At 58.0% G+C, this 11,764-nt stretch carries 12 protein-coding genes and 1 pseudogene; 10 read left to right on the top strand and 3 right to left on the bottom strand.

The window, feature by feature from the left end:
* The first annotated feature begins 102 nt into the window (after nt 1-102).
* Entirely contained in the window at nt 103-1,167 is a 1,065-nt protein-coding gene (locus P775_RS25640) for an alpha/beta hydrolase fold domain-containing protein (RefSeq protein WP_180287589.1), read from the top strand.
* 152 nt (nt 1,168-1,319) lie between these two features.
* Here P775_RS25640 and P775_RS25645 read toward each other — a convergent pair whose 3' ends face one another.
* A complete protein-coding gene (locus P775_RS25645; RefSeq protein ID WP_099913642.1) occupies nt 1,320-2,204 on the bottom strand; it encodes a LysR family transcriptional regulator in 885 nt (294 codons plus the stop codon).
* A 122-nt stretch (nt 2,205-2,326) separates the two neighbouring features.
* Between P775_RS25645 and P775_RS25650 the strand changes: the two genes are divergently transcribed.
* From P775_RS25650 to P775_RS25655, 3 genes are all read left to right on the top strand, one after another.
* On the top strand, nt 2,327-3,181 hold the full coding sequence (locus P775_RS25650) for an alpha/beta fold hydrolase (protein ID WP_099913643.1): 855 nt from the start codon (nt 2,327-2,329) through the stop codon (nt 3,179-3,181).
* Nucleotides 3,182-3,256: 75 nt separating this feature from the next.
* Complete coding sequence (locus P775_RS28310; protein WP_180287590.1) at nt 3,257-3,424, top strand: hypothetical protein; 168 nt, start codon at nt 3,257-3,259, stop codon at nt 3,422-3,424.
* A gap of 51 nt (nt 3,425-3,475) precedes the next feature.
* Complete coding sequence (locus P775_RS25655) at nt 3,476-3,616, top strand: zinc-binding dehydrogenase (protein WP_281256130.1); 141 nt, start codon at nt 3,476-3,478, stop codon at nt 3,614-3,616.
* Between the two features lie 281 nt (nt 3,617-3,897).
* Here the strand turns inward: P775_RS25655 and P775_RS25660 are convergent, their stop codons facing one another.
* A complete protein-coding gene (locus tag P775_RS25660; protein ID WP_099913645.1) occupies nt 3,898-4,350 on the bottom strand; it encodes an ATP-binding cassette domain-containing protein in 453 nt (150 codons plus the stop codon).
* Here P775_RS25660 and P775_RS25665 point away from each other — a divergent pair.
* From P775_RS25665 to tnpC, 5 genes and pseudogenes are all read left to right on the top strand, one after another.
* Entirely contained in the window at nt 4,319-5,329 is a 1,011-nt protein-coding gene (locus tag P775_RS25665; RefSeq protein ID WP_099913646.1) for an ABC transporter substrate-binding protein, read from the top strand. The two genes, P775_RS25660 and P775_RS25665, sit on opposite strands and share 32 nt — an antisense overlap.
* Nucleotides 5,326-6,366, top strand: coding sequence for a FecCD family ABC transporter permease (locus tag P775_RS25670; protein WP_099913647.1), 1,041 nt, complete (start codon nt 5,326-5,328; stop codon nt 6,364-6,366). The genes P775_RS25665 and P775_RS25670 overlap by 4 nt, the downstream gene beginning before the upstream one ends.
* Complete coding sequence (locus P775_RS25675) at nt 6,363-7,124, top strand: ABC transporter ATP-binding protein (RefSeq protein WP_099913648.1); 762 nt, start codon at nt 6,363-6,365, stop codon at nt 7,122-7,124. Before P775_RS25670 ends, P775_RS25675 begins: the two co-directional genes overlap by 4 nt.
* Before the next feature lie 97 nt (nt 7,125-7,221).
* Entirely contained in the window at nt 7,222-8,118 is an 897-nt protein-coding gene (locus P775_RS25680) for a DMT family transporter (RefSeq protein WP_245875865.1), read from the top strand.
* A 339-nt stretch (nt 8,119-8,457) separates the two neighbouring features.
* Nucleotides 8,458-9,042, top strand: a pseudogene (gene tnpC, locus P775_RS25685) (IS66 family transposase); the annotation flags it as partial.
* A gap of 128 nt (nt 9,043-9,170) precedes the next feature.
* On the opposite strand, the gene P775_RS25690 reads toward tnpC, so the two are convergent.
* Nucleotides 9,171-11,339, bottom strand: coding sequence for a hypothetical protein (locus P775_RS25690; RefSeq protein ID WP_099913649.1), 2,169 nt, complete (start codon nt 11,337-11,339; stop codon nt 9,171-9,173).
* 143 nt (nt 11,340-11,482) lie between these two features.
* Between P775_RS25690 and P775_RS25695 the strand changes: the two genes are divergently transcribed.
* Nucleotides 11,483-11,680: a transposase gene (locus P775_RS25695; RefSeq protein ID WP_218967770.1), complete on the top strand. Its 198-nt coding sequence runs from the start codon at nt 11,483-11,485 to the stop codon at nt 11,678-11,680.
* Nucleotides 11,681-11,764 lie beyond the last annotated feature (84 nt).

An 11,764-nucleotide genomic window follows, 5' to 3' on the forward strand; every position in this document is an offset into this window, starting at 1 on the left:
TTCCGGGCGGAGGCTGTGAGGGGGCATACCCTGATAAGGTCACGTATTGTTCGAAGCATCTGATGGATGGAAAGACGTCTCCAGACATCAATGAAGATATCGATGACCTGTTTCACATCCAGACCAAGCGCCATGACCGCCATCCTGATCTCGTGTTCCGCATCCACCCTCTCGGCGCAGGAGACCGACATAGGCCCGCGTGATGTTCCTGCCCGCATCATCCCTACACCGGAAGGCCTCAGCAAAGCCGGAAGGGCGTTGATCGCGCAGCCGTTCTGGCTGGCGTTCTGGAACGAACATCCAGCATCGGCTGATGTCTGGAAAGCCTATGAGGCCGGGTCCGTGGAGCAGATAGAGGTGGTGCTGGCTGATCTTCGCGAGAGTCTGGGCGTAACTATGAAGCAGGTCGAAATGGGCGGCGTCAACGCTTACATCCTGACGCCCGAGACAATTCCTGCCGCGCATGAAGGGCAGCTGATCGTGAATGCGCATGGCGGAGCCTACGTCTTCGGAAGCGGCGCATCCGGGACCTTTGAGGCGACACTGATGGCGGCCTATGGAGGATACCGCGTGCTGGCGTTCGACTACAGCATGGCCCCTGAAGCCCCCTACCCTGCGGCGCTGGACGACGATGCCGCCGCATGGGAAGCCGTGCTGGAGCATCATGAACCCGAACAGGTCGCGTTCACCGGCACCTCAGCCGGCGGCGCGCTGATCGTGGCGATGACGCAGCGGCTCGTGGCCGAAGGCCTGCCGGTTCCTGCCGCCGTGGCCGTGAATACCCCATGGGTGGACCTGACCGGAAGCGGCGACAGCCTTTCCGTCAATGAGGGCGTGGACAACGTCCTAGTAAGCTATGATGGGTTTCTATCGGACGCGGCGCGCATCTATGCGGGCGACACCGCACTGACCGTACCGGGCGTCTCACCGATCTATGGCAATTTTGCGGGATTCCCGCCGACGCTGCTCATTACCGGCACGCGCGACTTGCTGCTGTCGGATACTGTGCGGACCCAGCGGGCGCTTCGACAAGCGGGTGTCGAGGCGAACATACAGATCTTCGAGGCCTTCTCCCACGAGCAGTATCTCTTCGATCCTGTGGCGCCTGAAACGCTGGAGATCTTTGCGGAGATCACCGGTTTTCTCGACGCGCATCTCGCACCGTAAGATGATCGCGGATACAGTTTCAATTAAGCCCGTCTCCGACTCTGTCGGACTGTTGCTTCGCGAGGCACTACCCCCCTCAGTGGATTGATATCCGGATGTTTTACGGGGTGTTCCGGCCCTATCCTCCGCAATTATAACGCGACTATCTCGCGCTATTTGCTTAACAGGTTACTGATCTCAGCCGACAGGAAATCGGCTACACGGCGGATGCGGGCATTGCTGCGGACGTCCTCGCTCATCACCAACCACACGGGCAATGCACTCAGTTTGATGCATTCTGCCTGCTCAAGTTGGTCGTTGCGCCTGGCGAGGACGAGCTGACCGACGCCGACGCCGGCACCGGCAAGCAGCAAATTCCAATTCATCATGACGTCATCGGTCCGGATCGAGAACTCTTCACGCGTCAGGTCGATGCCATAGGTCGCGAAGGCCCGAACCAGGAAATCATTGCGATCGAGGCCAATCAGGTCGTGGTGGCGCAGATCGTCCTTCGACGTGATCCGACCGTACCGGTCGAAGTAGCTGCGCGTGGCAAACAGGCCAAGCGGTGTGTCACCAAGTTTGCGGGCGATCAGCGCGTTTTGCGTCGGTTTGGCCATGCGGATGGCGATATCGGCGTCACGACGCAGAAGATTCTGGTTCGTGTCGGAGGCGACGATCTCGATCTGAATGCTCTGTTCAGCTTGCCGCAGCGCCGCGAGCATCGGAGGCAGTATCAGATTGGCGGCGATCACTGACGCGGTGATCCGCACCGTGCCCTGCAATTGCTGCGACCGTCCCTGCGCCTTCAGGTTCAGCGCCTCGGCAGCCGCGCCCATGGTGCGGGCGTCTTCGACGAGGCCCAGTGCCGCATGTGTCGGGTCCAGCCCCTGCGCCGAGCGGGTGAAGAGGATCACGCCGAGCGCTGTCTCCAGCTCGCGGATGTGACGGCTCAAAGTCGGCTGGGTGGAGCCGATGTTTCTGGCTGCGGTCGAAAGCGAGCCTCCCTCGACGACGGCGAGGAACGAACGGAGCAGCGCCCAGTCAAGACTATTCATTTTCGGAATGGCCCTATCGTTTATTGGCCAATTATCATCCAGAAATATGACAGCTACCTTGGTGAGGTCAATAGCAAGATCGCGGCCCAGCACGGCGGTCTACCAATCAGGAGAAACCAATCATGACAATCACCAGCATACAGACCCAGTTCATCACCACCGAGGGCGGCCGTGTCGCGTTCGAGGATACCGGCGACAACGGCCCCGCCATCCTCGCCATTCCCGGCATGGGCGATCTGCGCTCGGAGTACCGGATGCTCCGCCCGGTCCTGCAGCAGGCCGGCTACCGCGTCATCACCATGGATGCCCGTGGCTTCGGTGAAACCTCCGCCACGTGGCGCGACTACTCGGCCCGTGCCGTAGGCCAGGACGCAGTGGCCGTTCTCAAGCACCTCCGTGTCGGACCGGCCACGATCATGGGCAACTCCTTCGCCGCCGGATCGGCGCTCTGGGCTGCGCAGGATGCAGCGGAGAGCGTCAACGGCGTCGTGCTGCTGGGCCCGATCGTGCGCGATCTCGAGGCCTCCTTCCTCCAGAAGCTGTCTCTCAAGATCGGATTTTCCGGCCCTTGGAAGGTCGGGTTCTGGACCATGTACTGGAACACCCTGTTCCCGACCGTCAAGCCCGCCGACCATGCTGCAGTGAGGGCCGAAATCACCCGGAACCTGCACGAACCCGGACGCATAGATGCTCTCAAGGCGATGATCTCACTCTCCAAGGCCGATACTGCAGCCATCCTCGGCAAAACGACCGTCCCCGCACTGATCGTTATGGGCACCAAGGACCCGGATTTTGCCGATGCAGTCGAGGAAGCGCGTATGCTTGCCGGCCAGCTGAAGGCGGAGACCATCATCGTCGAGGGTGCCGGGCATTACCCCCATACCGAAATGCCCGAAATTGTCGCGCCGAAGCTCCTGTCCTTTCTTGATGGCCTCAAGGGCAACGGTTCCAAGTCCAGCCTGCGTGCCGTTGCCTAAAGCGACATCCAGTCCGATGCAGACCGCCACTCAGCAAGAGCGGCGGCGCAGGCGAAACCCTTAGAGAACTGGGCCATGAGCATCGTGATCAAAACCGCAATCGATATCCAGGTTGTCTACGGCATTGTAGCGGACCTCGACAAGAAGACGGCACTTTTGCAGCGGTTCCTAAAACTGCTCGCCACGCTTGCACTCTGGTCGACGTTGCCGAACGGCAGGCGTGCGATGTTCTATGACTTCTGACAAGGCATGACGACCGGTGCGGCAGCGGCAAAAAAACTTCGCTGCGAGGATATGACAAAGGTGATGGCCCGACTCGCGACAGGTGCGATCAAACCGATGATCGCGGCAACCTTCCCGCTGAACGAAGCAGCCGCGGCAATGGGAAAATCCGAGGCGCGCGGCCTGTTCGGCAAATTAGTTATCGTAACGTAAGATATGTCGCCCGCGGGGTGAGGAAAATTCCGGAATTTTAAGTGTTTGGAAAAAATGTGAGCCGCACTTTATTAACGGCAATTGCATCAGCTTTTGACCCTATTCGTCGATGCCTGTGGTCTGGTCGATAAATAAAGACGAACGATCCTCACTGTATGCCAGCAAATCGAAAGGGCCCATATTGTCCATAAAACGTACAATTTACGAGCTTCCAGATCACGGGGTATCGGGAGTACAAAAGTACTCCGTCATGTTTGCAGGCCGTGATGCCAGTATGATGATCAAGCGGCCAGAGCGCGTAACGCGGCCCAGTCTAAGAAGGAATCCGATGTGTGGCGGATCAATGCGGGGTCATGGCTGACCAGCAGAATAGCGGTGCCTTCATCCCGTGCCAGATCATGCAGTAGGTCGATCACCTGTTTTTGCGTGACGGGATCCAGCCTAGACGTCGGTTCGTCAGCAAATATGAACCGGGGCTTGACCAGCATCAGTCGCAGGATCGAGAGACGCTGCAGCTCTCCGCCCGAAACATCAGCCGGACGTCGGGTCAACAGCTCGGATCTTAGCGCAAATTGGTCCATCAGGGCTGCGATACGCTCCTTCTTTTGTCCGGCCCGTTTAGCGACGTCACCAAGGGTCTGCGCAAGGAAGCGGCGTGGGGGGAAGGCCGCAACCGGATCCTGATGCAGTTTCTGAAATGCGGTGGCAGACAGGCCGGGTGCTCGGATTGCCACAGCCGCGCTGGCCGAGCCAACAGCCTATCCTCTCAAGATCCAGAATTGCGGACAGGAGGTCACTTTTGCCAAGGCTCCTGAACGCACAGTTGCCCTCGGCCAAAACAGTGCCGAGATCATGTTCCTGTTGGGTTTGGAGGAAAGGATGGTGGGCACTGCCTTTTGGCCAAACAAGGTACTGCCCGAACTGGAGGCGGCCAACGCTAAGGTCGACGTTCTGACCGTAGAATTCCCGACCCTGGAATCGGTTCTTTCCAAGCAGCCTGATTTCGTCGCGGCGATGATCGTGACGTTGATGGGCCCCGACAGCAAAGTGGCAAAGCGCGAGGATTTCGAGAAGCTCGGGATAGCGACGTATCTGTCGCCGAGTGCTTGCACCACCGAGGCGGACACGCAAAATACGAGTGGCAGCAAGGCGACGGGTGTCTATGGCATTCGGAAGAATCTTTGGACGATGGACCTGCTGTATCAGGAAATCGACGACCTTGCGCGTATCTTTGATGTGCAGGATCGAGGGCAGGCGCTGATCGCTGACTTCAAAAGGCGCGAGGCCAAATTGCGCGCCGAGTTCGCCAAGCGCGACGATCTGACATTCCTGTTCTGGTTCTCCTCCCCCTCCCCCGCCGACGATGCCTATCTGACCGGAGGCAATGGTCCTTCGGCCTACATCGCCGATCTGCTCGGGGGATCGAACGCGCTGAAGACCGAAGCAGAATGGCCCGCTCTTGGCTGGGAAGGCATCATGGCCACGAACCCTACGGTCATCGTCGCGGCACAAGTTGACCGAGCCCGTTGGGGCCTCGACGACGCTCAGAACAAGATCGATTTTCTGAAGTCGGATCCAGCAGTCAGCCAGATGGAAGCGGTGAAAGCAGGTAGGATTGCGGTCATCAGTGGCGCGTCGATGAACCCTTCGATCGATACGATTTACGGCGCAGAGCAACTGGCCGAGCAGCTCAAAACCTTTGACCTTGAATGAAGATCGCGGACCGCAACGAGGCCGGGGCAGGATGGCTTGCCATTCTTCTCGGCATTTCCATGATCGTACTTGTCGTCTCGGTGGCACTTGCGGCCGCGATTGGCGACTACAGCATCGGGGTAGACACTGTATTTCTTGCGGTCACCAATGGGCTGGGTCTGACACACGCTGACATCCCGCCGATCGAACAAAGCGTCGTGTGGGACCTGCGACTGAGCCGAGCCCTGGTCGCAGCACTCGCAGGGGCAGGTTTAGCGATTTGCGGCGTGATCCTGCAGGCGCTGTTGCGGAATGCGCTGGCTGAACCCTTTGTCCTGGGGGTGTCAGCTGGCGCATCCACTGGGGCGGTTGCTGTGATCGTCCTCGGCATCGGGGCGGGAAGCGTATCATTGTCGTTAGGCGCCTTTGCGGGCGCTTTTTGCGCCTTCGGGATGGTTGCACTGCTGTCGAACGGCGCCACGAGCGGGCCAAATCACACCATCCTAGCGGGGGTCGCGGCATCACAGCTGTTCAACGCACTGACCGCCTATATCGTCACGACGTCGGGCAATGCCCAGCAAGCACGCGATGTGATGTTTTGGCTTCTGGGCAGCTTCGGCGGTGTGCGCTGGCCGGACTTTCAACTTCTGGTCATCGTGGTGTTTCTGGGCCTTGTAATCTGCCTGCTGATGGCGCGGTCTCTGGATGCCTTCACCTTTGGCGACGAAGATGCGGCGGCCCTTGGCGTGCCGGTGGCGCGCATCCGTCTGATCCTGTTCGGCGTGACGGCGATGGTGACAGCCACGATCGTCAGCATGGTCGGGACAATCGGATTTGTGGGCCTCGTGGTGCCGCATGCCGCGCGCTATTTGGTCGGCCCCTTGCACCTGCGCCTGCTCCCCGCCTCTGCGGCGATCGGGGCCATCTTTCTGGTATTGGCCGACATCGCCTCACGCGTGGTGGCTGACCAGCAGACCATCCCCATCGGCGTCGTGACCGCAATGGTCGGCGTGCCGTTCTTCGCCATAATCCTCTACCGGGCAAAACCGCAGCAATGACCATCGTGGCAAAAGATCTGGTCTGGGGCGTGCGCCAGAAGACGATCGTGGATAGTGTCTCTCTTACAGTGGCGAAGGGGGAGACACTGGGCCTGATCGGACCGAACGGGTCGGGCAAGTCATCGCTGTTGCGGTTGCTGGCGGGGCTGAAACAGCCGCAGTCAGGACAGGTCGAAATCCTGGGGCAAGACATCGCCCGCGTGCCACGTCGCGCGCTGGCCCGCCAAGTGGCTTTCGTACAGCAGGACACGACAACAGATACCAATCTTTCGGTGCGCGACGTGGTGCGGCTCGGCCGGACACCGCATCGCTCGGCGCTTTCGGGTTGGACGGAGACGGACAGGGCCGTCGTGCTTGCCGCGCTGGAGCGCGTGAATATGAACGGTCACATAGCGCAAGGTTGGCAAACTCTCTCGGGTGGCGAGCGTCAGCGAGTCCACATAGCGCGGGCGCTGGCACAGACCCCGCAAGTGATGTTCCTTGACGAGCCGACGAACCACCTCGACATTCACCACCAGATCGAGATCTTGCGCGTGATCCGCGATCTCGAACTGACAAGCGTGATTGCCCTGCATGACCTTAATCTTGCCGCCATGTTCTGCGACCGAATTGTGGTACTGGACGGAGGAACAGTCCGTGCCTGCGGGACCCCCGAAGCCGTGTTGACGCAACAGCTTTTGCGCGACGTTTTCAAGGTAGAGGCTGACGTGGAATGCTCATTGACCGGAAGTCCCCATATACGTTTCAGGGCACAATGACCGGCTGGACGGTTTTCCAATCAGGCTCCACCGGTACTGACCCTCTCAGAACCGGCCCGGTGTCTGACGTATCCTGCTACACCGAAAGGCCCGACCGGTGACTGTTGCTGCGCTTCCTGTGTTAAACGAACGCCTTGGTATCCTGCTTCGAATCCTGTCGACGCTGGCGTTCGCCACGATGGGTGTCTGCATCAAAGCCCTCGGAGATGTCGTTCCTCTCGGACAAGTCGTATTCTTTCGGTCGATATTTGCCCTAATGCCCCTTGTTGGCTTTTTGTGGTGGTGCGGCGACTGGCCCCGTGGATTGGTCACGCGTCATCGGGTGGGTCATGTCGTGCGATGCCTCCTTGGGGCGACGGCGATGTTTACATCATTCGCCACCATCCGACTGCTGCCATTGGCCGAGGCGACAATGCTGTCATACTTGGCACCGGTGATGCTGGCGCTGCTCGGCTGGGCGTATTTAGGGGAGAGACTTACAACACGCAGGGTCGCTAGCATCGCGCTCGGTCTGTCAGGCGGTGCTGTGTTTTGCCTGCCAGCTTTTGCCTCAGTCGGCGCATTGTCTGATGGCGCCGCGTTGGGACTGGGACTTGGCCTGGTCACGGCTGCTCTGACCGCTGGCGCATTGGTCCAGGTCCGTAAACTAACGCTCGCGGGCGAAGGTGCCGGCGCGATCGCATTCTGGTTCGCGGTGACCTCAGCGCTGGGGGGGCTTGGGACGCTGCCCATGGGCTGGGTCTGGCCGGGTCCCGCTACAGGGGGTCTTTTGATATGCACAGGTCTCGCGGGCGGCATCGCGCACATTCTGATGACGCTGTCCTTCCGCCACGCCGGAGCCGTAGCGTTGGCCCCCTTTGAGTATATCTCTGTCATTTGGGCAGTCGCATTCGGATTCCTGTTCTTCGCCGAAGTGCCAAGCGGGACCTTCCTCGCCGCGGGAACCCTGATTTTGGCGGGGGCTTACGTCGCATTACCGTCAAAGACGAGGTAGGTCGGCGAATTACTTGAATTTGGAGAGATGCGAACTCTCCTGCCAGTCTGGAAAGCATGCCTTCGATGGAACGCTCTTGTCCAAAAACGCTCGTTTTACGGATACATGTAAGCGCGGCGCCGGCCACCTCCGACCATTCTGCGCGAAGGTGTTGGATTTTGGAGCGAGACGGCAAAATGGGCGTCCATTTGGATGGCTTTACGGTTGTTAAGGTTTCCCCCCGCTTATCGGATCTTGCTGCCGTTCACTCCACAGTGAGCAAGGACCGATCCCAGCTTATTCCGTTGAAAAACTCGCCCCAGTGGCCGCGTTGAATACCTCACCGATTGAGCGTGCGTTGATCCCTTGCGGTTGGCTTTCTGCTGGGCCCACGGACGGCGAAAGCTGATCAAGGCCAAGCCGAAAAAGGGCTCGCCCATCGTCGACGAGGCGCTGGTGCGCATCGCGGCGCTCTACAAGATCGAAGACGCGATCCGCGGGTCAGCCCCAGATCATCGCCGTGCCGTCCGTCAGGACCTGTCGCGACCGTTGGTAGATCAGTTCTTCGCTTGGCTGGCCGCCCAAGCCGCACGCGTCTCGCGGAAATCCGACCTCGGTGAGGCGCTCGCATACATGCTGCGGCGCCAGCATGGCTTCCGGCTCTTCCTCGAGGATGGCCATGTCGACATGGACTCCAACTTGGTCGAGAACGCCATCCGCAGCCCGGCCATGAACCGCCGCAACGCGCTTTTTTCCGGGCACGATGAGGGTGGCCGTTCTTGGGCGCGCTTCGCCAGCCTGATCGGATCCTGCAAGATGAACGGCGTTGAACCCTATGGCTACCTGCGTAATCTCTTCACCAGGCTCGCCAATGGCCATCTCGACAAGGACATCGATGCGTTGATGCCATGGGCCTACGCTGAGACCCACATCCCCTCACAATGAGCTCATCCAGGAGTCCCCAGTGAGCTCATTCTGAGCGCTCACGAAGGCGAATATGTCACCCAGACGGGTCGTCCACGACCGCAAGTGAAAACTCAATGGGCCGGAACCGGCGCATACGTATTACCGCTCTATTGGGATGTATCCCGGCCAAGCAGAATAGCCCTACACGCGTCGTCCCAATCACTATCCTTGAGTTGTAACAAAAGGTTTTCTTTAGCGTTTGCAGCTGCTTCTGAGTGCGTACCGAAGGCGGCAAATACATCGGGTTGTGCTTCGAACTCAGCCAGTTCGGTCAGTACAAAATGAGCAAAGTCTTGAGGTTGCAATTTTTCTCGCGCTTTGTTCAGGAGGCCAGTGTGGACCCAATCTGATACCTGCTGGCCCTCATCCACGACAAACCGACCATCACGTCCGAACAGCAGGGCGTGCAAGATTGCCAAACGACAGACGTCAGGACGCGCGAACTCCATCCGATCCAGATACGACCTGAGCACGGTGTCGCGTGAGTAGCTTTCGTGCTCCCCGTCGCGCAACAGGCAGTAATCGCGGAGTTGTTGAGAGCATTCGGAATTGCGTTCAGCAACATATTCCAAGAGATAACTTAAAGGCCCTGCGCCCTCATCGTTCCCAGAAAACACAAGGCAGTGCTGTCGTAGAGCAGCGCCCCAAGCGTCGATTACGTCTTTGGCTTCTTTGACGACATCGAGGTCCTTTTCGGATAGTTTCTGCACGAATTGTTTTTCACCGAGAAAACTGGACTGCACCTGAAAGACGAGGCTGATCCCTCGAGCCGTCAGGCTGAATATGTCCCGGCGAAGAATATCGGCCAAACTCTGCAAACCTGTCGCAACATCATCCTGCTCCCATGACTTGACCCAGATCAGGCCTGGGATGTGGGGCGCAATGTCTTTGGCTGTGAGGTCTGGAATGCTGGTCACACTGATCAAATCGTCTGTCAGCAATAAAGACGGTGCATCTGACATGGCGAGACTTTTGGGAAAACTGATGATGTTGCCATAGAAATTGACCTCTACCTTCGTTTTGCTTGTCCGTAGGGTTTTGATCAAAGGCATTGTTACCGCGGGGTAGACCTCACCAACACCTAGGTCGGTTCCCGGTGGTCTTTTATCCAAGATCTGCCGATGTTCATCATTGAGAAATCGATCAAAAATCAACAATGGGCCCCGCCGACCATCGACAGTTATCCTGCGCAAACTATACCGGGTCGCAACCCAAACGGCCTCGCTATTTTCTTCCCAATGTACTTCCAATTTTTTTCCGAGTAGTACGCGCAAGTCACGCAGCGCATCAAAGCCATCCCCCAGGTTCTCGACACCTGGTGGTTTGCTGGTCGGCATCCGGTACCTATCGCGGGTTTTTTGAGTCCAGGCAGCTAAACGCCGTAGATGGTTTTCTGTTTCTCTGCTGTCTTGACCAACATATTTGCTCACAGGCGTATCGGATACATGCAGTCTGGTGATCGGTTTCTGATCGGAAACGGTCCATAAATCCAGGCTCTGGTGCCCTATCATCCAGACATATATGGAAGGATCATGGCCTGCGTCATATGCGGCCCCCAGTTCCGATTGAGGCGCTGGCCTGACAGCTATGCGCCCGTTCGGACTGGGAGCCATCAACGCCGGAGCACCCCATGCAGAAAACTCGATCGGGTGATAGAATTGCTTTTGCGCGGCCACGTCGAACGAGAAAAAGCCGGCGCTTGTCCCAAGAATCTCATGGTTTTTTCTATCTCCCGAATGTGACGAACCGATCCCCCAAATTTGCCCGTCCGCATCTTCAAAGAGACGCCCCCTAACATAAGCACATCCCGGTGGATAAGGGCGCGTGTCAGGCGATATTTCGCGATACTCTCGCGCAACCGCACGCCAACCGAACCACCACTGTTTCCTGAGCTCAGGCGCAACGAGTGGTTCCGTTCGCCAAATAACCCCTAATGTATCCGCCTTCAGAAAAGAGATATCACGATCCATAAACTGAACAGCGAGGAGGTTATTTTTTGCCAGATAAGTAACGGTGTATGCTTGAAAAGGCAGGACTAAGCGCTGCCCTTCTTCACCTGCCGCAACATTGAAAACGGCCAGTTGAGTAGAATGAGTTTGTTGCTCATGATCATAGCGGTAATCTGCCAGACAAAAGAGCTTCCCATCTCCTTCAGCGACATCCCGCACATAGCTGTTGTGAAATGGGCGCAACACGAAGCGTCTGGACATGTCGTCATTTAAGGCGTCGACGAATTCCATGCTGTGTTGACCAAAATCGCGGATGAAGAAATACATTTTACTCTAGTCCCATGCGCTACCGGTTGCCCGGGACAACAACCTATCCGAAGCATACATGCAAGTTCAGCTAGGGCCTGTTGAGTATCAGGATTCCCAAGTTCTTTGAATTCTGATTCAAACTTCCCAAAGGGGAGGTTTGGATGCCGACTGATCGTTACATCATCACGGATCGACAATGGGGGAAGATCGAGCCGCACTGTCTGGGCAAGAAGTCGGATCCGGGGCGGACAGGCGGTGACGCACGCTTGTTTCCGGAAGCCGTGTTCTGGATCGCCCGGACCGGGGCGCAATGGCGCGACCTTCCGGGAGGGCATTGCCAAATTGTCTGGCTGGACTAATCGGGCTATGGCGTACTCCATGCAAATACCAACCAGTCTGCCGCGCCTGAAGGGCTTCCGTTTTCCACGTGAGATCATCGCTTA

This window comes from Puniceibacterium antarcticum (assembly GCF_002760615.1).
Taxonomy (GTDB): domain Bacteria; phylum Pseudomonadota; class Alphaproteobacteria; order Rhodobacterales; family Rhodobacteraceae; genus Puniceibacterium; species Puniceibacterium antarcticum.

Coding starts and splice junctions, on each gene's coding strand:
- P775_RS25640 (WP_180287589.1), top strand. CDS start 103: ATGACCTGTTTCACATCCAGACCAAGCGCCATGACCGCCATCCTGATC.
- P775_RS25645 (WP_099913642.1), bottom strand. CDS start 2,204: ATGAATAGTCTTGACTGGGCGCTGCTCCGTTCGTTCCTCGCCGTCGTC.
- P775_RS25690 (WP_099913649.1), bottom strand. CDS start 11,339: ATGTATTTCTTCATCCGCGATTTTGGTCAACACAGCATGGAATTCGTC.
- P775_RS25695 (WP_218967770.1), top strand. CDS start 11,483: ATGCCGACTGATCGTTACATCATCACGGATCGACAATGGGGGAAGATC.
- P775_RS25670 (WP_099913647.1), top strand. CDS start 5,326: ATGAAGATCGCGGACCGCAACGAGGCCGGGGCAGGATGGCTTGCCATT.
- P775_RS25650 (WP_099913643.1), top strand. CDS start 2,327: ATGACAATCACCAGCATACAGACCCAGTTCATCACCACCGAGGGCGGC.
- P775_RS25655 (WP_281256130.1), top strand. CDS start 3,476: ATGACAAAGGTGATGGCCCGACTCGCGACAGGTGCGATCAAACCGATG.
- P775_RS25675 (WP_099913648.1), top strand. CDS start 6,363: ATGACCATCGTGGCAAAAGATCTGGTCTGGGGCGTGCGCCAGAAGACG.
- P775_RS28310 (WP_180287590.1), top strand. CDS start 3,257: ATGAGCATCGTGATCAAAACCGCAATCGATATCCAGGTTGTCTACGGC.